Origin of the sequence: Paenibacillus glucanolyticus, from assembly GCF_037333485.1 — a bacterium.
Classification (GTDB): domain Bacteria; phylum Bacillota; class Bacilli; order Paenibacillales; family Paenibacillaceae; genus Paenibacillus_AQ; species Paenibacillus_AQ glucanolyticus.
The window spans coordinates 5,521,081-5,542,463 of the sequence record NZ_CP147845.1 but is presented as its reverse complement, the minus strand read 5'-3'; the positions used below and the strand labels follow the sequence as shown (position 1 = coordinate 5,542,463).

The window sequence follows — 21,383 nt, the reverse complement described above, 5'->3', positions numbered from 1 at the left end:
AAGGTCACCCAAAGGTCACCCAAAGGTCACTCTATCACTCTATTATAAAGCTCACCTCTAATTATACATTCCATTACCTCAAAAAATTCGACTTCCATGATGTTGATGTTACATCCCCATGTTGTTCCTTACTTAGAAGTGAAATATGAAGGAGTCAGTCAGATTTCGTCGAATTATATACAAAAAAACTTAATATAAATTGAAATTTTATGCTTACGGAGTTGGATGAATTGGAACAGGATATTAAGCAGCACACATATAAAGTTGGAAGTTTATTTGCTGGTATTGGTGGTTTTTGTAGAGCCTTTAAAAACGAAGGATTTGATGTGAAATGGGCAAATGAATTAGATCCTCATGCATGTGAGACTTATAGAAATAATCATCCGGGTACTAAACTTTATGAGAAATCTATTGAAGATTTATCGGTTATTACTGATGGGTTGGAACCGGTAGATGTCCTTACAGCTGGGTTCCCCTGCCAATCTTTCTCACTTGCGGGAAATAAGCTGGGATTTAAAGATCCAAGAGGTAAACTATTTTTTGAAATTATTAGATTGTTAAAAGAGTTCGGTAGAGATAGACCCAAAATACTCGTTCTTGAAAATGTTAAGAACTTAGTTTACCACAATAACAAGATGACGATTAGTATCATCGAAGAGGAAATTAAGAGGGCGGGTTATTGGTTCCGTGTTCCCTTGGACAGCAAGGGGAACTTATTAACAGACAAGAGCAACGCAGTGGTACTTAATACAAAGGAACATACAGATATACCTCAAAATCGAGAACGGCTATATATGGTTGCCTTTTCACAGGATATCTTTAAGTTCAACAATTTTAAGTTTCCCAGCACTGAATCAAATTTAAAAGATGTAAGGGAGTTCCTAGATCTTGATTTCAAGGCCGACCCCGAGTTTTATTTCGATGAAAATTCAAAATATGGTAGGATGTTTGCTGAAAAAATGGCAGAAGGAAATAGAGATTCCGTATATTTATTACGGAGGGCATATGTCAGAGAGAACAAAAATGATTGTACTTTTACGCTTACGGCAAATATGGGAGAAGGTGGTCACAATGTTCCTGTTATACATGATGATTGGGGCATTAGAAAACTGACACCCACTGAATGCGTACGTCTGCAGGGATTTAGAGATCATCAATTTTCATTTCCGAAAGGAATGGCAAAAGCCAAACAATATAAACAAATTGGCAATGCTGTGACTGTTGATCTAGTTCAAAAGTTAGCGGCGGAATGTCTACATAAATTAAACAGTATGCAGAAGTAAGGAGCAGGGTATGATTAATTGGAACTTTCCATCAAATAACTATGGTCAAATAACAGGCTTAAACGATGCGGGAATTGAGACGTTTCGCGGTAATCCTTGGGATTCATTGGCAAGAGAAATTAATCAAAATTCCTGTGATGCTAAAGATAAGAATAATCCTGGACCTGTTGAGGTGCACTTTAATTTATCTCACATTCCTTTAGAGTATTTCCCGCAAAAAGATGAATTTATAAAAATACTTAAATCCTGTTTAGAATACTGGAAGGATAATACTAAGACCACCCGCTTTTTTGAAAATGCACTTTCGATTATGGAATTAGATAAGATACCCTTTCTTAAAATCAGTGACTATAATACAACTGGATTAACCGGTGCAGACGATGAGTATAGAGGTGGATGGCATAATCTTATAAAATCGGTTGGTTCATCAGATAAGGATTCTCAATCTGGAGGGTCTTTTGGAATAGGGAAGCACGCCCCTTTTGCTTGCTCCGATCTAAGGACTGTATTCTACGGAACAAAAGAAGTTGAAAGCGGTGCTGCGGCCTTTCAGGGGGTTGCTAAGCTCGTAACTCATCTTAATGAAGCTGGGAATCCGACGCAGGGTACGGGGTATTTCGGGGAAGTTGAAAAGAACAAACCGATTGTGGCAGCCGAGGATATGTATGAGTTTTTTACAAGATCGGATGTTGGTACGGATATATTTATTGCTGGTTTTAATGAACACAGCGGCTGGGAAGAGAAAGTGATAAAATCGGTTCTTGAAAATTTCTTTATTGCTATATTGAACGAAAGGCTGATTGTCAGAGTTGGGGAAACCACTATTAATGCTAATTCACTATCAGGCCTTTTAGATAAATATACGAAAAATGATCCTGATTGCCTTTCGTATCAATACTATGAAGCTTATACACTTTCCAGCAGACACCACTTTCCAGAAAATGATTTCTTTGGACTTGGTGAAATTGATCTATTTGTGCTTCCTGGAAAAGACCTTCCAAAACGTGTGGCTATGGTAAGAGGGACCGGAATGAAAATATATGATAAGGGTAGTTTTCGCACGCCTTTTAAGTTTGCTGGGGTAATGATTGCAAAGGGTGAGAAGATAAACGAATTCTTGAGAAAAATTGAGCCACCCACACACAACGCTTGGGAACCCGATCGTCATGAGGACCCTGAATACGCCAAAGGTATGATTAGAAAGCTTTATGCCTGGATTAATGAACGGGTTCGTTCTATTTCAATCACTAATAGCTTAGAGGATTTGGACGTTGAAGGATTAAGTCAGTATCTACCCGACAATTACGATGCTGAAGTTGAAGCCCAGCCACACTCTCAACATGGTTCTGAGGGAGAAAAGACAACACCTAAAGATATAGAAATAGAACTTAACCATCGAAGAATGAAGCCAACTACGTTTAATGGTATAAACGAAGGCTATGCTGGCAATGATGAAACCGCCGCAGGAACGGAAGACGGGAAGTTTTCACAAAACGGTGAAAATAGGAGCTCCATTGGTGACACTAAAGGTTCTGAACAGGGAGAGGGCGAAGGAAACAGCAGAACATCAGGTGAAGATGATAAGAGTGATCAAGGAAGTTCCCAAAGAGGAGGCTCTCTTGATGGAAAAGTTAATCCTATCTCCTCTGCAGTAAATAAAAACTTGCGTTTAATACATTCTCGTATATTTTGTATGAATCCCGCTTCTGGCACTTACAAAGTATCGATGCAGACAAATGAAGATGGTGCAGGATATATTGGTATCAAAGTTGTAGGTGAAGTTGGCGGTGAAGCAGCTTCTGTCAAATCTGTTGTAATCCAGCAAACCGGAGAAAGTGTAGATCTTAAAAATAATGGAAAAATAGGCCCCATCTCTTTTTATAAAGATAAAAAATGCGACTTAGTAGTGACGTTAAAAGATTCGCTTCGGTGTGCTTTGGAGGTTTCAGTTTATGCAAATTAACTATCGTCAGTATCCACACCCGGTACTTTCTTATTTTTCTGATGATGTCATAGATAGTGACTTTCAGGCCTCTCTTAAAAGCAGCAAAACACAGAATACCTATATCTTCGAGGCTGCATGTGTGACAAGCTGCGAGGGAATTAATCAGCTTATAGACGACAAAAAAGCCCGCTTTGCTTTCCACTTAGAATGCCCAACGACTCGTTTTCGAAAAGTATTTGCTTCATTCGAAACGAATTTCACTTTTCAGCTGGCTACTGATTATTTAGAAGGAAAGGTTCAGATATGTTCTTTTATTCTGGCTGCTGAAGATATTCAGGATTACTCCGTACCTGAGTTTCATTCCGATTATGAAGGTCACTCCTTTTATATAAAAAAGGGTGATGTACTTGCGATAGATGCGGAGAGGACCTTTTTTGCAGAAAAAGAGATTGATCCCTTAAAAAGAATACCTTCTATTTTTTCTATTCAGCCTAACCGAAGCGAAAATGCTTTGCCGCTTGATATGGATTCATCAGGTCATAAAATCATTATCAAGCTTTCGGAAGATAATTTTGAACATTACAAAGCTGTTTCACTGAACCAAAATTTACAACCTTTGCTTTCTTCTTTAATAATAATGCCGGCGTTGGTATCTATATTGGAAATGGTGAAAAATGGGGATGAGCAGGAGTTTGACCTTGAAGAATGCAGATGGTATCAAGTAATTAACAGCAGACTAAAGGAGCTAGAAATTGATATTGGAAATAAAAATACATTTTCCGACTCGACTTTAGCAGTTGCTCAAAAACTTATCGGCGACCCGTTAAATATGTCACTTTTAGCCCTGGTGAATTTTGAAGATGAAGATTGAGGTGTTAAGTTGTGGATTTGAATTATATTAGCGATAGTTCACTTGAAGACTTAAAAGTAAATATCATCAGTAATGTTGAAAAATATAAATCGGACGAGGTTTGGGTTAATCAATTCTTTGAAGGAGCTGTATGGAGTTTTCCATCTACCGTTAGAATTGATAAAGTAGATTTACATATGCCTCAGAGCAGTACGCTCCACTTTGATTTCGAGAATACGAAAAAGATTTATACTGCCTTTAAAGGGATTTCAGTTATCCAAGCAACAGACGAGAGGCTGTGGGCGTACTTGACTCATACGATTTTTTGGAATTATATGAGAAAACGATGGCCGGTCGAATCGTATTTGGATAAAGATAAACCTGCGGACGCAGTTAGAGAGCGCTATTTTTTTATGGCAAATAGAGATAGAGCTTTAATACGAAATGGTATAGCTCGTTTATGGTGGTACGGCTATGTTTCCTATGATGAGAATAGGGAAGACCCTTTTGAACTTACCAAGGTGCTTCTTTCTAAATTAGATATAGCCCAGAGTCTTCTTGAACGAAGTTTTTCAAGAAACCCTGATATAACGAAAGCTGTTCTCTCAGTATTAAAGCAAAAAGAGCTGGAGTCTTCATTTATCGATAGGGAAAATTTTAGAAGCTTAATGATGTACATTAATCAGCTTGGAGGGGTTACAATCTTAGATACCTTGGATCGAAGTGATTTAGAGGAACTTGTACGAGAAAAAATAGAAATGCTTGCTTAGTAATAATCCTGCCCGAAAAAAGACGGGCGGGATTATTATTTTTCTATGGAATGTTTTATTGTTATGTAGTACTCTATTAATTTATGAGTCGTAAACTTGCAAATAATTTAAAGAGATGGTAAGCTGCTTATATAAGGAACGGCTGTTCGGTTTTGGGGGGCGGATTTATGAAAAATGATGAGAAGCTTTTAGCAGTTGATTTGTTTTCGGGAGCCGGCGGGCTGAGTTTAGGGTTTTTACAGACAGGGCAGGTTCAAATTGTAGCCGCGGTAGAAAATAATAAGTCGGCTCAAAAGACCTATCGAAGAAATCATGAACATGAGGGTATGAAGTTTTACGATGATATTAAAGGACTTAACTATGATGAAATAATTGATGAATGTACAAATTTAGGTGCAAATGGTGTTAACATTGTATTTGGTGGACCACCGTGTCAGGGGTTTTCAAATGCTAATCGACAAAAGTCAGAATTGATTTCAACCAATAACCAGCTGGTCAAGGAATATGTAAAAGCAATTGAGATGCTAAAGCCAGATGCGTTTGTAATGGAAAATGTTAAAGCTATGAAATCTTCAAAGCACAAGTTCTTTTATTCTTCAAAGGACAATGTCGAAATCGTAGAGGAACTAGGATTACATCCAACAAATGAAATAATTGCTTTGGGAAAAGAATGTGGATTTACTGACGAGTTGACGGCATTCTTAAAAAAGGTGATTAGAGAAAAATTGGACCTATCTGAATATACTTTAACAGATAAAGACCTTTTCTCAAGGATTAGTCATCTTGGTAGAAAAGAGAAGGAATCCGCTACTTACCTAGTTAAAACCCAAAGTGCATTAAAAAAATTATTTCCTAATTGGATTGATCTTCACAATAAGTATTGGTCTAGTGGCTATAAGGAAAAATGGATACTTCTTGGAGATTGGCTTCAGAAACAAAATTTTACAGAGTCGTCCAATGATAAACTTTACAGCTTATTAAATGATATAATACAAGTTCAAAAGATTCTGATGAAGATGCATGAAATAGCTTTGAACAATATCGAAATAATTGATATAGTCTCAGAAAATAAGAACATTTGTATCGAGGTACAAACTTACGGCGTTCTCGATTATTTAACTGCTAAATTTAGCAAACTGGGGTACAAAATCAACGAGGATCCACTTTTTTTAAATGCTGCTAATTTTGGCGCGCCCCAGCTGCGAGAGAGGTTATTTTTGATTGGAGTAAAGAGTAAGCTTGTGGAGGATGCAACTGTAGAGCTACCTAAGCCGATCATAGATGACTCAAATCAGTTTTACACCGTTAAACATGCCATTGAAGATCTTGAGAACCTAGATCCTTCTACGATTATGGATAAAGGTTTACGGTTAGAAAGGCCTTTTTCTAATGACATTAATCCGCTATTAAAATATCTTCATGGTGATGTTAAAACGGTTAGCAACCATGTGATGACTGATACAACGCAGACAGCTTTAGATAGATTTAAGATGCTAGAACCGGGGCAAAATTTTCATCATTTAGATGAGTCTTTAAAACAAACTTATTCAGATCCAGGAAGAACTCAAAACACCGTTTATTTACGTCTTAATTATGATACTCCTTCAGGAACGGTTCTGAACGTTAGAAAGTCTATGTGGATACACCCCCAAAAAACACGGGCTATCAGCATTAGAGAAGCTGCACGGTTACAAACTTTCCCTGATAATTTTATTTTTGAAGGCTCAAAAGATTCGCAGTATCAGCAGATCGGAAATGCTGTCCCTCCGCTGTTAGGTAGGGCAGTAGCTGAGCAAGTATTGAAATATTTAAAAAAACCTATCGAGGAACCATTAGCTAGTATTATCAAGCCGCTTGCGACAGTTACAAATTCTTAAATAATATGAGCCTCTACTCGTTAAGAGTATGAGGCTCTTTATTATAAAAAAAAGCAATGTGCATTTAACGGACATTCTGTACAGCTAGGATTATTTGCAGTGCAAATTAATCCAGCGAAATCAAGAACGGCGAGGTTGGCAGTTTTATAATTTAAGTCATTTAAGTACAGGTTTCTTATGCGAGAAGCTAGCAGCTTATCGGTTCTAGGACGTGGTTTATCTGAGATAAGACCGAAATATCTACAAAATAATCTAATGACATTTGTATCTATGGGTACTGTGTTTTGGCGATATGCATAGCACAGCACTGCGTTTGCGATATACTCTCCGACCCCAGGTAACTGTATCAAATCATCATAATTATCTGGAACTTTTCCGATATAGTTATTTTGTATTATTTGTGCAGCTGCCTTCAAACGTCCCGCATGGTAATTTAAACCAATAGGACTAATAATATCGATAACTTCAGTTTCGGATGCATTAGAAAGTTTTTCGATTGTTGGGAACGTGCTCAGCAATGAATAATAGACAGATTCAACTTTTCTAACATGTGTTTGCTGTAGAAGAAACGCGGCAATTAATACATGATAGGGGTCATTCGTAATACGCCAGGGATAATGTCTTTTACTATCTTCAAACCATTTTTTTAATTGCACCCAAAAAAACACTGTTTTTTTGATTATCAGGTCACAACCCTATTTACTGTAGTATCAAATCTTGTTTGACTTTTTTATTGTAGAAGAAAGACCTTCAAATTTGAAGTATTGGTATTAAGTAATTACTGGTATTGATTGAATTTAATGTATTTGGTCGCAGGATATGCTTGCATTATGTCGAATAATGCAAAATACATAATTTTAGAATGCTGCTTTTTTTAAAAAATAAGTCATCCACTACCATAATACGATAGTTGACTTAGGTTGTTTAAACCATGTTGAAAAAAATCGTTGAAGAAAAAGGCGAGGACTCCAAATGGATACGGAAATTGTTAATCCCAATGTAAGAAATTTTGTTAAATCTTTAAGAGATATAGGATATACGTTAGAAATTGCTGTTGCGGACATCTTAGACAATAGTATTGCTGCAAGTGCATCTAATATAAGTATATATACGATTTCTGAGCCTGAACCAATATTTTTTATGTTGGATGATGGAACTGGAATGTCAAATAAAGAGCTTGTCGAAGCTATGCGTTTAGCAACTAAACATCCAGAATCTGAAAGAGAGAAATATGATTTAGGGAGATTTGGATTAGGACTTAAGACGGCATCATTCTCCCAATGCAAAAAACTAACAGTTGTATCTAAAAAGGATGGTCTAATCTCAGCAAGACAATGGGATTTGGATTTCATAGCGAAGTCAGATAAATGGCTGCTGATTACACCTGAAGTTACTTGGGTTGATACTTTACCATTGATAGATGAACTCAAGAATCAAGAGCATGGTACTTTAGTTATATGGGAAAAAGTTGATGGATTTAATAAAGGGACATTTTCTAGTGAAATTGATAGACTTAGAAAACATCTATCCCTAGTTTTTCATCGATTTCTCGAAGGGGCTATCGTGGGTAGATCGCTAACAATTACCATTAATAATAACAAATTAAAAGCGTTTAACCCATTTAACATTAACCACCCTGCAACACAACAGATTTCAGGTGAAAAAATAAAAATAAATGATTTAACAATAAACATTCAACCGTTTATTCTGCCGCATCACTCGAAGGTGTCACAACAAGAATACGAACAATATGCTACCGAGGAAGGTTATACAAAATCACAAGGATTTTATCTGTACCGTGCTAATAGGCTATTAATTCATGGCACATGGTGGGGGCTTCATAGAGCGATTGTTGCCCATAAACTAGTCCGGGTAAAGATCGATATTCCTAACAACCAAGATAAATATTGGGGAATTGATATAAAAAAATCTACAGCAAACCCTGTTGCAGAAATAAAAGTCGATTTGAAAAAAGTTATCAAGCAGATTACAGAGATAGGATCAAGGCCATTCACTGGAAGAGGGAGGAAGATCGAAGATAAATCGACAACAAGGTTTTGGGAATTGGTGGCCTCGAACGATGGAGTTAGGTTTGCATTAAACCCTAAACACCCAGTATTAGAAAGACTTATTACAGAAATATCAGATGAGAATTATGAAATGTTGAATATATATTTGAAGGGATTACAGGCTTATTTGCCTTTGGAAGCGATTCAAGCACAATTACAGCAGAGCCCACATAAAATTGATCAGGAAGCCACATTAACTGAGGAAGAAATCGAGATTGTTGCCAAGAGGCTAAAATCATCGGGTTTAGATAAAAGCTACATTGAAAGTTTGCTTAAAACAGAAATATTTAAAAATCGTAAGGAGTTGTTAATGGATGGAGAATAATAATTATCAGCTATATAGACTGAATTAATGAACTGCATTTTGACAAATCATGCGTTCCTAAGTGGGGTAATAAAAGGAAAATAACCATTTTAGGACGTGATCTTATGACAATCACTGATGAAAAGCATCGAGTTGAACTGGCGTTGCGTGAAACTTCCGACAAACGGATGTATGAACGTTATTTGGCAGTTCTCCACCGCCTTGAGGGCCACACAATTAAAGACATTTCGAAGATGATCAAACGTACAGAGAAAACTACCGCCGGATACATTCATCGTTTTGAGCGTGATGGAATCAAAGGTCTGGCGATGGGCCATTCACCTGGCAAACCTCGCCGTCTTACTGACGAGCAAGAGGGGATTCTGGCAGACACAGTTGCTAACAAACGCCCGGTCGACGTAGGGATCGAGGCCAAGTATACCTGGACTCTAAAACTGGCCATGCTCTATGTCGAACGAGAGTTCGGCGAAAGCTACACGGAAAAAGGAATGTCCGTCCTGCTGCACCGGCTCGGATTCAGCCATACCAAAGCGACCTATACGATGGAGTTAGCCGATCCTGCGGAGCAGGAAGCGTTCAAGTCGGTGACCTTTCCCGCACTAAAAAAAAGCTGATGAACCAAGAGATCGACCATTTGCTGTTTGAAGACGAATGTATGATTCGTGCGTATCAGTCGCTGCAATATAACTGGTTCCCTGTGGGGCAGCAGCGAAAGGTTCCGACTTATGGCCGCCATGAAGGTGCGAAGCTGTTTGGCGTATTGAACTATGAGACCGGACACGTGCTTTACCGTGACGGCGAGCGGTATGATGCTCCTGCTTTTATCCAGTTTCTTAATGCTGTGCTGGAGGCATATCCTGAAGGCAAAATCGTGATGGTTCTGGATAATGGCCGAATTCATCGTTCCGCTCAAGTACAAGCCTACTTGCGAAAACATAAACGGTTGCAGTTCGTTTTTCTGCCGAAATACTCCCCGGATCTGAACTTGATTGAAGGCTTATGGAAGTGGCTGAAAAGCGATGTAATTCATAACGTATTTTACAAGAAGTTTTATCACATTCGCATCAACGTAGCCGCCTTCATGAAACGTGTAAATGCCAAGTCCATGGAGGTCATCAATCGGCTGTGTGTCCGCATGTAAATCAAAAATTCAGTCTATATAATAAAAGATTTTATCTTCAAAAAACTACAAGATATAGAGGGAGTTTTACCACAAAATAAAATTGATGAAGAAATAAAAAATACACAAGATTTGATGTCTAAGGTTGGACTGGACATATTCGCTCAAATTCTATCAGTTAAAGGGGTATCTCCTATATCTGATAATGACTGGAATAGAATGCAGAGAGAGCTTGAGACTCATTTCAATGTTGAAATGGAAAATGGCATTTTAGTTCAAGGTGAGGAGCAGCAGCAGAGGGATAATTCATGGTGGACAAGTAAAGAAAAGCAGAAAAATGAAAATTATTATTGGAATAGATACAGAGAATATATCAAAAAATCACTTTCACCAGATGTAGTTAAGGCAATTAATGAAGATACTGATATAGTCATGGATAACATTGAAGATCCAACAGTTGAAAGTTTTTCGAGGTATGGAATGGTGGTAGGCCATGTTCAATCGGGGAAAACAGCAAACTATTCCGCGTTAGTATGTAAAGCTGCTGATTCAGGATATAAGTTTATTGTTGTTATTGCAGGCGGGATCAACAATTTAAGAAATCAAACTCAAGAGAGATTAAATGAATCCTTTGTTGGTATGGATAAGGGGATCCCGGTAGGTGTGGGGAAACTTGGAGATATGAGAAAGGAATTATTGCCAATAAGTTTGACTACAACGGAACAAGATTTTAACAGGCAGGATGCTAATAAAAATGCGCAAGGATTGAATTTTGACAATATTAGTAGTCCTATTATATTAGTCATTAAGAAAAACTCTAGCACTCTAAGCAACGTAATTACATGGCTTGAAGCACAATATAAACATCAAATAGCTAAACATGCAATGTTATTAATTGACGATGAATCTGATTATGCGTCGATTAATACCAAAAATGAGGACGACCCAACAATTATCAATAAAAGGCTGAGAAAATTGCTTAGTTTATTCCGTAAGAGTGCATATGTTGCATATACTGCCACACCATATGCGAATATCTTCATTGATCATGAAGCAGGAAATGAAGATGTAGGTAAAGATCTGTTTCCTAAAGATTTTATATATGCACTAAAAGCTCCTACGAATTACTTCGGTGCGAGAAAAATATTTTTAGATACTAATAAGAGACATTTGATTACTATTGATGATTATTTAGATGATATACCAACCAATCACAAGAAGGACTTTGATTTACCCTCTATTCCGGGTACTCTGTATGATGCAGTTCGGTTATTTATTATAAATGTAGGTATAAGGAATTTAAGAGGGCAAGGGAATAAGCACAATAGTATGTTGATTCACGTTACCCGCTTTACTTTGATGCATCAGAGATTAAGTACGCATATAGACAATTATTTAATAGATATAAGGAAGGAAATTAACGCTTTCGGTAGGTTAACTGCTGCTGAAAATCATAGTGCACTTATCAGAAGTATGAAAGAAACCTTTGTAAATCATCATGATTTGGAGTTTGAATGGCAGGCGGTGTTAGAAAGTATTTCTGATCTAATTGACACAATTATTATTAGAGAGGTGCATACGGACACTAAAATCGCATTGGAGTACCGCAAGGACCGAGTGACAAATGCAATTGTCATTGGAGGAACAAGTCTATCTCGTGGATTTACTTTAGAGGGCTTGAGTGTCAGCTATTTTTTAAGGAATACAGTGTTTTATGATACATTAATGCAAATGGGCAGGTGGTTTGGGTATCGTCCGGGTTATGAAGATTTATGTCGGATTTATATGTCATCAACAATGATTGATAATTTTGCTCTAATCATTGAGGCCACTGAAGATTTAATTGATAATTTTAATAGAATGTCTGAAGCTAAAATGACGCCTAACGATTTTGGATTATCTGTAAAACATCATCCAGATAGTGGATTACAAGTGACCGCTAGAAATAAGCAAAAAAGCAGTCAGGACATTTACTTTGAGATGAAATTGGATGGTCATTTAAAAGAAACGAGTTGGCTGCACAATGATATAGATATAAGAAACACAAATCTACAAGCTATTTCCGAACTCTTAATAATTTTGAATTCTTATAAAAACGGCCATCTAAAAGTGGGTGGTAGTTATCTATGGAAAAAAATCGACAAAAACATAGTGGGCGATTTTTTAGACAAATTCCAAGTGTTTTCGGCTGATCCGTTTGGATTAAAATCCAGAATGCCAATTGAATTTGTGAAAAAATATCTTGTTGATGTGGATACGAAGTGGGATGTTGCCTTATATGGTGGAGAAAGTAAAGATTCTTATGAAACAGCTGATATTTCCATAAAAAAGGAAAAAAGACAAATTTCAAATAAGGGCATGTATTCCGAAATTTTAAATAGACAAGTATCATCTGGTAGCGCTGAGGCTATAGCCCTCTCTAACGAGGACCGTGAACAGTTCGGAAGTAATCGTAAAAGTATTAGAGAAAAAATGGAGAGACCACTTTTAATGCTGCATATATTAGACACTGATCAGGATAATGAGTTAGCGGCATTTGGAATTAGCTTTCCTGGTGGTGTCAGAAGCGAAAACAAAACGGTAAAACTAAAGATAAATACTGTTTACATCCAGGAGTTATTAAATGAGGAGGAGTTCGATGACTAACAGTGGAAGCCCTTGGGCAAATATGGATGAATCTTCTCAAAGGCGTGTAGACTCTGACTCATCACATAACCTCTTCTGGATAACTGATTTACAGGGTAATTACGGTTTTTGTATACAAGTAGCTGATACGATAATTTTTACTGATAATAAAATCAAACTCAAAGGAATCTCAATTATAAAAAGAAAAGCTAAAAAAAATACCATTGAACTGTTTTTAATATTAAATAAAAAGGAAGAGTGGGAAATATTCTTATCACTATGTGAGGATTTAGTAGCAGTCACAAAACGGTATGATACCAGTGAGAAAATGTTAACGGCCGTAGAAAATCGTCTAAAACGCTGGCAGCAATTGTTGAAGCAAGATCTTAATCAAGTATTTACCATTGAAAAACAAATGGGATTATTTTCAGAATTGTTATGCTTAAAGGAAGTTGCAGCTCATAAAGTTGGTCTCAATCAAGCTATAGTCTCATGGGTCGGTCCTGAATTTGATAAGCAAGATTTTTTATTGGATGGAGCTGTGGTAGAAGTGAAGTCTCATCGAACATCTAAAGGAGAGATTGCTCATATTTCTTCACTTCAACAACTACATTCTGAAAAAGAACCATTGTATTTAATGTCATATGCTTTAACAGTCTCGGAAAATGGCCTAAATGTGGAAGATATTTCGCATAGTATTAGAACACTGCTTATGGCAGGATCTAATGAGATTCTAGATTTATTTGAAAATAAATTAATGCAATATGGATATATTCCGGAAATAATTAAAGAACCGCTACAGCAATTTATTTTAGATAAAACAAAATTGTTTAAAATCTCAGATTCATTTCCTAAAATTGTTCCCATGGATGTTAAAAATCAAATTGTACATGTTCAATATTCTATTGATCTATCGTTATGTTCTGAATTTGAAATTGAAGTTGAGACATTTTTGCAGGAAGGAGGCAATTAAGAAGTATGATCACTTTACAGGAATTTCATCAAGATTTTTTACAATCAGTTTTGTCTGATGCCGATAGCAGAGGATTAATGAAGCCACAGGCATTCTTTGAAAATATTTGTGAAGAATTAGTCAGAACGGGAGACCTAACTAATAATTATACTGCAGCTGAATATATTAAGACCGGTATCGAAGTGCACGGATATGATTTTGATGAAGAGCGTAAAATTTTGTCCGTATTAGTGCATCAATTTTTCCAAGAAGATGACATAACAACTCTTACGAAAACTCAGATTAACACAAAAATAAATCGACTAAAATCATTTTTGAGAAAATGTACGCAAGGGCTGTATAGAGACATGGAAGAAACCTCCGATGCATATTCTATGGCCTATAATATTTATAGATATAAGATTAACAATGAAATAAATAAATTCCGCTTGGTAATTTTAACAGATGGAAAGGCCACAAGAAACTTAATAGAGATACCAACAGAAGTGCTCGAAGAAGTTCACACTGAATTTAGGGTTATCGACATAGAGTATATATATAAAATTTATTTGTCAGAGCAAAATAATAACCAACTTGAGGTCGAAATCGATTTACCTTGTTTAGAAATTAAAACTACATCCGATGAATATCAATCGTATTTAACTGTTGTATCAGGCAATCAATTAGTTGATATATATGAACAGTACGGCCAAAAATTGTTTGAGCAAAATGTAAGAACGTTCTTGCAATTCAAGGGCGGTGTAAATAAGGGGATTAGAAATACGATTGAATATAAACCAGAGATGTTTTTTGCATATAATAACGGCATTACAGCAACTGCAAGCGACGTGGAATTGGACGGCGCTGGTCATATAACGAAAATAACTAACTTCCAAATTGTTAACGGTGGCCAAACAACATCAGCTATCTACGCGGCTAAAAAAAATTCCAAGCTGGATGTGTTTAATGTTTCAGTGCAGATGAAATTATCTGTTGTTAAGGATAAAGATAAACAAAATGACTTTGTATCAAAAATATCTGAGTATGCAAATACACAAAATAAAGTTAATAAATCGGATTTCTTCTCAAATAGTCCATTTCATAAAGAGATGAAGAACTATTCCAAGAGAAATTGGGTATCAACAGTAGGTGGTTCTCAACGCCGTACGCATTGGTTTTATGAGAGGGTAAGGGGGGAATATTTAAACGAGCAAGCATATCTTTCAAAAGCTGAGAAAACAAAGTTTCAATTAGAACATCCTAAACAACAACTATTGGATAAAACTTTCTTATCTAAGAGTGAAAATGCATGGTTGCAAAAACCTGAAATTGTTTCAAGAGGAGCTCAATATAGTTTTTCTGCATTTGCCGACTATATAACAAATTGGTTAGAAAAAGATAATCTTGCGATCACTGAAAGCTATTTCAAAGATGCTGTAGCTCGTGTTATTTTATTTAGGTCTGTAGAAAAACTGGTGTCTCAAGCCAACTGGTATGATAATGGATTTAGAGCTCAAACTGTGGCATACACTGTATCGTATCTATCCTCTCTCATAGAAAAAACAGGTCAATTCTTAAATTTCAACCTTATCTGGGAAGAACAGAAGTTACCGACTAATTTAATCGATCCAATAAATATTATTTCAAAGGCAATATACGACGAAATTACTGACCCGCCAGAAGGATCAGCTAACGTCGCACAATGGTGTAAAAAGACAAGCTGTTGGGAAACAATAAAACAATTAGAGTTGGGCGTAGTAATTGATAGTAAATTACTTATGGATAAAGACGAGAAAAAGTATATTAATAAAGAAGATAAAAAGGATAAAAAGTTAGACAGTGGTATAGAACTACAAATAATTGTTGTCAATATAGATAGAGAGGTGTGGCATAACCTTTTCCTTTATTATAAAAAATATGAATCAACATCAAGCATATCTTTTACTCAGTTAGATATCTTAGAAAAGATGGCCAAAGGCTATTTAACACCACCATCAGAAAAACAAAGCAAAATATTGTATCAATTATTTCAAAAAGCCTCGGATGAGGGGGCGATAGCTTAATGAAACAGACGCCTGTCAGTTGTTTTGACAGGCGTCTATTTTCAAGGATGTATAAATAAAAAGTTTATTGAGGGACTACGAGGCAATTGGACATACATGTATTGACACAAATAATCGTTGGAGAGCTGATCATGCCGAAAGACTGGTCTAAAAATGAAGTGGAATTAATAGTCACAGACTATATGAATATGCTTATCACAGAACTAAAAGGGGAAACTTATAATAAATCGGTAAATGCTGAAAAACTTAAACCAATGTTATCCGATCGTTCAAGGGGATCAATTGAATTTAAACACTGTAATATCAGTGCTGCTATGATTGATAAGGGCTTACCATATGTAGAAGGGTATAAGCCAAGGGGGAACTACCAAACATTGGTTTCCCATACTATTGATGTTTATTTTAAAGTAAATACACATATCTTAGACATTTTTGACAAGATAACTGAAAGTGGATTTATTGAAAATGTGGACGTGAAACCGAACGCTGATTCCAGCTTACTAGAATTATTAGAGGATTGCCCCACTATAAGCGATAAAGGCCCCAAAAGAAGAGGTGGTTTTCCAAACGTATCTGTTGATTACATTGATCGAGAAAATAGGAATAAGACACTTGGTGAAATGGGAGAACAGCTGATCTATCAATATGAACAAGAACGTTTACAATCCTTAGGCCGCGGGGACTTAGCTTCCTGTATTTGTTGGGCGTCAAAGGAAATAGGTGACGGATTAGGATATGACATCAAATCTTATAATATCGATGGAACAGAAAGATTTATTGAAGTAAAGACAACTAATTTTGGTAAATGCTATCCCTTTTATTTTACAATGAACGAACTCTTATTTTCTGAGAAGCATTTCGAGAATTATTACTTGTATAGAGTATTTAATTTTAAAAAAAAGAAAAGATTATTTATTATGAACGGATCTTTGTCGAGCATATGCAAGAATACTCCTACACATTTTCGTGGACACTTCTGAATATAAATGACACTGACTTCCAATATGAGAACGCTGGAGACTCATTACCGAAGTTGTTGGTTGAAATGTCTTTCATCTCTCTTCTCAAAGGCCAAACAGACTGCCGAATTACTGCAGTAGTCTGTTTGGTCTTTTAAATATTTAATGCTCTATATTAAATATATTTGAATAATGTTTAACCTGGATTTACTTTTTTGAATTAATATCCCTCTTTTATTTTTGTTAATTATTTAATTATAATCAATCATTAAATAAACTACATTTTCTATTTATAGTACTATATTTTATAAATATATTGACTATAAATCTATGTAGAATTATAGCAGGGAAAAGGAAACTTGGTGGGAGGAATAGTCCATGGAAGAAAAAAGAGAACGCTTCGAACGGCTTGCTGAAAAAAGAGTAACTGATGTCATTCATAAGTTGCGCTTGATAGGTAACCTCGCTAACAAAAACAACTATGATTACACAGATGAGCATGTTAAACAAATTATGGATACCCTGGATCAAGAACTGCGGGCTTTAAAGGGCCGCTTTAAAGAAGAATCATCTTCAGAGCAGTATTCATTCTCTTTCAAAAAAAATCGATAGGAGGGAATTATCGTGGCCGACAATTCATTAGTGAATTGGAACTTTCCTTTAAATAATGGCGGTTCAAAAGACGGCTTTAATAACCCGGGGATGTATCATTTTAAAACCTCAAAATGGGACTCTTTAGCCCGGGAAACCATACAAAACTCAACAGATGCCAAGAGCCTAAATAACGACGGGCCGGTCAGGGTTGAATTCAAAATGCACACCCTGCCTGCCTCCGAATTTCCGAGAAGAGATGAGTTTGAACGCATTCTGGAACAATGCAAAGCAGCTTGTCTTAATAACACAAAAGCTTTAAGGTTCTTCGAGAAATCACTGCAGACCATTGCTGGTGCCGAAATCAAGATGCTAAAAATCAGCGACTACGGCACAAAAGGCGTTGACGGTTCAACTATCGAGGACGGTGACTGGGATTCGCTTGTAAAATCAACGGGGGTCTCTAATAAACCGAGCGGTGACGGCGGCTCATACGGAATCGGCAAGCATGCTCCTTTCGCTTGTTCCGATCTGCAGTGTGTATTTTACGGAACTCTTTCTGAAAAAGAGAATGTAACTGCCTTCCAAGGGGTATCGATGCTCGTTTCGCATCGAAATGAACAAGGGGAATTAACGAGAGGCACGGGATGGTACCACAATTCGCAGGAAAATCTGCCTCTACGCCTTTCCGATCTGCCAACCTTATACAACCGAAATGAACCGGGAACTGATCTGTATATCGCGGGGTTTTCCTATGAACCCGACTGGAGCGAAGAAGTTATTAATTCCGTTCTGGAAAACTTTTTCCTGGCGATCGCGGATAACCGCCTGGTAGTAAAGGTTGAAGATACGCTGATCGATACGATTTCGCTTCCTGATCTGCTGGAAAAGCACTTGAAGGGGGATGCCAAATACTATGCGTATCATTACTACAAAGCGTTGAGCTCCCCTACAATCATTAAAAATGACCTTTTGAATATGGGCCAAGTGCGACTCCACCTGCTCGAGGGAAAAGAATTCCCCAAGAGAGTAGCAATGGTCCGGAAAACAGGGATGAAGATATTCGACAAGGGAAGTTTTCAAGTCCCGATTAAGTTTGCCGGCATTTTTGTTGCCGAAGGCGGTAGACTCAATGAAATACTTCGTGGGATGGAACCCCCGGATCACCGCAATTGGGTCCCTGACCTTTACGAGGTAGATCCGAAACTTGCCAAAAAAGTTAAAGATGCCATTTTCAAATGGATCAACGAAAACGTGAATAAACTGCTTTCACTGGAATCATCCGAGGCACTGGATGTGGACCTGATGAATCAGTTTCTTCCGGATGAAGATGAGGAAAAGGCATCAGATGCAGCAGGCGGTCCCGATGGCGAAAAGACGGACCCCTTGCCGGTTACCGTTAAGGATATTGTTCGTAAACCGTCAGATCCTGTCTCATACGCCATGCAGGAAGTGGCAACCGCTTCTGAGTGGCCAGACGGTGAAGACCGCCCGGATGAAGGAGGACCGAAGCCTGGTGACAAGCCCGGCTCTGAGCGTCCAGACGGTGAAGGCCACCCGGATGAAGGAGAACCGAAGCCTGATGACAAGCCCGGCTCTGAGCGTCCAGACGGTCAAGACCGTCCGGATGAAGGAGAACCAAAGCCCGGTGACAAGCCCGGCTCTGAGCGTCCAGACAGTGAAGACCGCCCAGATGAAGGAGAACCGAAGCCCGATTACAAGCCCGGCAGCAGGCCGGGTAATGCACCAAATCCAGGACAGGCTCCCGCGGATAACACTGCAGGATCCAGAAGCCAGAAGGCAAGCCAAAGAAAGCCTGTTAAATTGAAAGAATCACGGGCATTCTGCACAAACCCTGACACAGCATCTTATCAAGTCTCGGTTATCCCGGACAAGGATGGCGTAGTGATGCTGAAAATCGGCATCGTGGGAGAAGATGAAGCAGATGCGGCTGAAATCCAGTCGGCAGTAATGAAGGGCAGCGGAGCAAAGGTTCCAGTCCGTGCAGACGGGATCTTAGGACCGATCGCCATGAAAGCAGGCGAAAAGAGTCTGCTGCAAATCGAACTGAAAGACAAATACCGTTACGCTCTGGAGGTTTCGATCCATGAAGCTTAATTCCCGGCATTTTCCGCACCCTGTACTGTATAACCTGAACGATAACTTTGCAGAAAGTGAATTTACTGCAGTGATTGAACCGGCAACCTCAAGTGGCGCTGGTAGCTACAGCTTCAAGATTCACTTTTCAACGAATAATGACGAACTCAGAGCGTTGGTCACTTCGCAACAAGCACTCTATGCGGCTCATTTCGAGTGCTCCGACACGCGATATCGTAAACTGCTCACCACAGCTGACGAGCAGTTTACTGTGGATATCCCAGGAGATTTCGTTAACGGAAGAGTGGTTGTCAGGTTTTTCATTTTAGCCAATGCTACCATGGACCACTACAGCAACACAAAATTCCACTCGGACTATGAAGGATACAGCTTTAAGGTTATCAAAGGCGATATACTGGCTATCGCGCAGGAAAAAGAGTTCCATGCAATCAAAAAAATTCAGCCTGTCGGGCATGTATCCTCCATCTTTCAGATAATCAGAAATGATGAAAGAAAAGCTCCGGCACTTGACTATCTCTACACCGACGACAAAATCGTTATAAGACTATCCCGGGGTAACTTCGACAATTACAACGGACTGAAGCGTGCAGGCGGTTATGAATATGTCCTAGCCGCCCTCATTATTACCCCAGTGCTCAGCTCCCTGCTTGAGCAGATAAAGAACAGCTTTGGGGACTTTGTGCTCTATGAAGATAAACGTTGGTACAAATCGCTCAAAGCACGTATGAAAGCAAAAAATTACGACATGAGCAAACTGGAGGAGTATGAAAAAGGCGTTGTTGCCATCGCACAGGAGCTAATAGGCGATCCACTGACTCTCTCGCTCTCCAGCCTTTTGGCTACAGAAACTACTTCCGAAGAAAGTGAGGTCACAGGATGAAAACATTCTTCATTAAAGAAACCGCACTCAGCCAATTAAAACACAACCTGCTGCACAATGCGGAGTGGTATCAAAAAGATAAACCTTGGCTGAGCGAATACTTCGGACATGATACATGGGTAGCTCCGTCCCGGGTGCCACTTAGAGAAGATATCAATCTCAAAATGCCCGTCAGTAGTCGTGAAAATTTCGATGTCGAAAACGCGGCTCATATCTACACAGCTCTGCAGGATCTGACGCCGGCACAAGCCGTAGAAGAAGGTTTCTGGGCTTATCTGACTCATATCACATGCTGGCAGTATATGAAGGAGAGATGGCCTCCCGAACGTACAATCTTCAGCGCGAAAGATCCTTATGACCGTTTTTTTATCAAAAACAAACCCGAAACACGTAATGGCATTGCAAGACTTTGGTGGTTCGGATATCTCACCTACGATGAGAACCGCAAGGATCGATTTGAGCTGACCAAGTATCTGGTTTCAAGACAAGACCTCGCACATAACGTGCTTGAACGCAGTTTGTCCTGGAATCCGAACGTAACCCGCGGGGTCATTAATGTAATCGCTGAGATGGAGCGCAAGGGAAAACCAATTTACAATCGGAAGATCTATCGCCCTTTGCTCGAGCATCTCAACAATATTGGTGGCGTTACGCTCTTGGATACATTGGATACGGAAGAAGTCGAAAAAATATTGGTGAAACGGATTAAGCAAATATCATAATGCGGAATAGGTTATTTTTAATGTCGATTCAGGGGCAAAACCTATTTCGGCATTACATGGAGACTGTTTTCGACTCCTGTATATTCAACGTTATTGATTTTTTTGTTGACGCCTTGTTGACGAACATCGTCAACAAGCAATCAAACACAAACAGATACAACAATAGGCCATAGTTAAAACCCCTGTAAATCAAGGGTTTTAACCAACTAACACAGAAGCGAAACAACTGCTACA

General features: G+C 38.2%; 16 protein-coding genes and 1 pseudogene. 16 read left to right on the top strand and 1 reads right to left on the bottom strand.

What is annotated here, in order from left to right; translation table 11 throughout:
• Positions 1-230 precede the first annotated feature (230 nt).
• The 5 genes from WDY75_RS25915 (at position 231) to WDY75_RS25895 (ending at position 6,725) form a co-directional block, all read left to right on the top strand.
• A complete protein-coding gene (locus WDY75_RS25915; RefSeq protein ID WP_338841219.1) occupies positions 231-1,283 on the top strand; it encodes a DNA cytosine methyltransferase in 1,053 nt (350 codons plus the stop codon).
• A gap of 10 nt (positions 1,284-1,293) precedes the next feature.
• Positions 1,294-3,246, top strand: a complete 1,953-nt coding sequence (locus WDY75_RS25910; RefSeq protein ID WP_063478635.1) for a hypothetical protein — start codon at positions 1,294-1,296, stop codon at positions 3,244-3,246.
• Positions 3,236-4,099: a hypothetical protein gene (locus tag WDY75_RS25905; RefSeq protein WP_063478636.1), complete on the top strand. Its 864-nt coding sequence runs from the start codon at positions 3,236-3,238 to the stop codon at positions 4,097-4,099. Before WDY75_RS25910 ends, WDY75_RS25905 begins: the two co-directional genes overlap by 11 nt.
• A gap of 11 nt (positions 4,100-4,110) precedes the next feature.
• Positions 4,111-4,848: a DUF6339 family protein gene (locus tag WDY75_RS25900; protein WP_063478637.1), complete on the top strand. Its 738-nt coding sequence runs from the start codon at positions 4,111-4,113 to the stop codon at positions 4,846-4,848.
• A gap of 167 nt (positions 4,849-5,015) precedes the next feature.
• Positions 5,016-6,725, top strand: a complete 1,710-nt coding sequence (locus WDY75_RS25895) for a DNA cytosine methyltransferase (protein WP_063478638.1) — start codon at positions 5,016-5,018, stop codon at positions 6,723-6,725.
• 41 nt (positions 6,726-6,766) lie between these two features.
• On the opposite strand, the gene WDY75_RS25890 is transcribed toward WDY75_RS25895, so the two are convergent.
• A complete protein-coding gene (locus WDY75_RS25890; protein ID WP_197477091.1) occupies positions 6,767-7,381 on the bottom strand; it encodes a hypothetical protein in 615 nt (204 codons plus the stop codon).
• A 316-nt stretch (positions 7,382-7,697) separates the two neighbouring features.
• On the opposite strand from WDY75_RS25890, the gene WDY75_RS25885 reads away from it, so the two are divergent.
• The 11 genes and pseudogenes from WDY75_RS25885 (at position 7,698) to WDY75_RS25835 (ending at position 21,149) form a co-directional block, all read left to right on the top strand.
• Entirely contained in the window at positions 7,698-9,119 is a 1,422-nt protein-coding gene (locus WDY75_RS25885; protein ID WP_063478639.1) for an ATP-binding protein, read from the top strand.
• A gap of 104 nt (positions 9,120-9,223) precedes the next feature.
• Positions 9,224-9,640 (top strand): annotated as a pseudogene (locus tag WDY75_RS25880) (transposase); the annotation flags it as partial.
• Complete coding sequence (locus WDY75_RS25875; RefSeq protein WP_231888103.1) at positions 9,541-10,260, top strand: IS630 family transposase; 720 nt, start codon at positions 9,541-9,543, stop codon at positions 10,258-10,260. The pseudogene WDY75_RS25880 and the gene WDY75_RS25875, both read left to right, overlap by 100 nt.
• 114 nt (positions 10,261-10,374) lie before the next feature.
• On the top strand, positions 10,375-12,885 hold the full coding sequence (locus WDY75_RS25870; protein WP_338841213.1) for a Z1 domain-containing protein: 2,511 nt from the start codon (positions 10,375-10,377) through the stop codon (positions 12,883-12,885).
• A complete protein-coding gene (locus WDY75_RS25865; protein ID WP_197477092.1) occupies positions 12,878-13,837 on the top strand; it encodes a PD-(D/E)XK motif protein in 960 nt (319 codons plus the stop codon). Before WDY75_RS25870 ends, WDY75_RS25865 begins: the two co-directional genes overlap by 8 nt.
• Before the next feature lie 5 nt (positions 13,838-13,842).
• The gene (locus tag WDY75_RS25860; RefSeq protein WP_063478642.1) at positions 13,843-15,879 is read left to right on the top strand and encodes an AIPR family protein; all 2,037 of its coding nucleotides are present in this window, start codon (positions 13,843-13,845) and stop codon (positions 15,877-15,879) included.
• 131 nt (positions 15,880-16,010) lie between these two features.
• On the top strand, positions 16,011-16,859 hold the full coding sequence (locus WDY75_RS25855; RefSeq protein ID WP_063478643.1) for a DUF3883 domain-containing protein: 849 nt from the start codon (positions 16,011-16,013) through the stop codon (positions 16,857-16,859).
• Positions 16,860-17,216: 357 nt separating this feature from the next.
• Positions 17,217-17,450: a hypothetical protein gene (locus WDY75_RS25850; RefSeq protein WP_063478644.1), complete on the top strand. Its 234-nt coding sequence runs from the start codon at positions 17,217-17,219 to the stop codon at positions 17,448-17,450.
• A gap of 12 nt (positions 17,451-17,462) precedes the next feature.
• Positions 17,463-19,547 carry a hypothetical protein gene (locus WDY75_RS25845; protein ID WP_063478645.1) on the top strand — a complete coding sequence of 695 codons (2,085 nt, stop codon included), beginning with the start codon at positions 17,463-17,465 and terminating at the stop codon, positions 19,545-19,547.
• On the top strand, positions 19,537-20,427 hold the full coding sequence (locus WDY75_RS25840) for a hypothetical protein (RefSeq protein WP_063478646.1): 891 nt from the start codon (positions 19,537-19,539) through the stop codon (positions 20,425-20,427). Before WDY75_RS25845 ends, WDY75_RS25840 begins: the two co-directional genes overlap by 11 nt.
• Positions 20,424-21,149: a DUF6339 family protein gene (locus WDY75_RS25835; protein ID WP_063478647.1), complete on the top strand. Its 726-nt coding sequence runs from the start codon at positions 20,424-20,426 to the stop codon at positions 21,147-21,149. Before WDY75_RS25840 ends, WDY75_RS25835 begins: the two co-directional genes overlap by 4 nt.
• Positions 21,150-21,383 lie beyond the last annotated feature (234 nt).

What these genes read in the sequence shown, in the direction of transcription:
- WDY75_RS25885 (WP_063478639.1), top strand. Translation starts at nt 7,698, where the DNA reads ATGGATACGGAAATTGTTAATCCCAATGTAAGAAATTTTGTTAAATCT.
- WDY75_RS25855 (WP_063478643.1), top strand. Translation starts at nt 16,011, where the DNA reads ATGCCGAAAGACTGGTCTAAAAATGAAGTGGAATTAATAGTCACAGAC.
- WDY75_RS25895 (WP_063478638.1), top strand. Translation starts at nt 5,016, where the DNA reads ATGAAAAATGATGAGAAGCTTTTAGCAGTTGATTTGTTTTCGGGAGCC.
- WDY75_RS25905 (WP_063478636.1), top strand. Translation starts at nt 3,236, where the DNA reads ATGCAAATTAACTATCGTCAGTATCCACACCCGGTACTTTCTTATTTT.
- WDY75_RS25865 (WP_197477092.1), top strand. Translation starts at nt 12,878, where the DNA reads ATGACTAACAGTGGAAGCCCTTGGGCAAATATGGATGAATCTTCTCAA.
- WDY75_RS25850 (WP_063478644.1), top strand. Translation starts at nt 17,217, where the DNA reads ATGGAAGAAAAAAGAGAACGCTTCGAACGGCTTGCTGAAAAAAGAGTA.
- WDY75_RS25870 (WP_338841213.1), top strand. Translation starts at nt 10,375, where the DNA reads ATGTCTAAGGTTGGACTGGACATATTCGCTCAAATTCTATCAGTTAAA.
- WDY75_RS25835 (WP_063478647.1), top strand. Translation starts at nt 20,424, where the DNA reads ATGAAAACATTCTTCATTAAAGAAACCGCACTCAGCCAATTAAAACAC.
- WDY75_RS25840 (WP_063478646.1), top strand. Translation starts at nt 19,537, where the DNA reads ATGAAGCTTAATTCCCGGCATTTTCCGCACCCTGTACTGTATAACCTG.
- WDY75_RS25910 (WP_063478635.1), top strand. Translation starts at nt 1,294, where the DNA reads ATGATTAATTGGAACTTTCCATCAAATAACTATGGTCAAATAACAGGC.
- WDY75_RS25860 (WP_063478642.1), top strand. Translation starts at nt 13,843, where the DNA reads ATGATCACTTTACAGGAATTTCATCAAGATTTTTTACAATCAGTTTTG.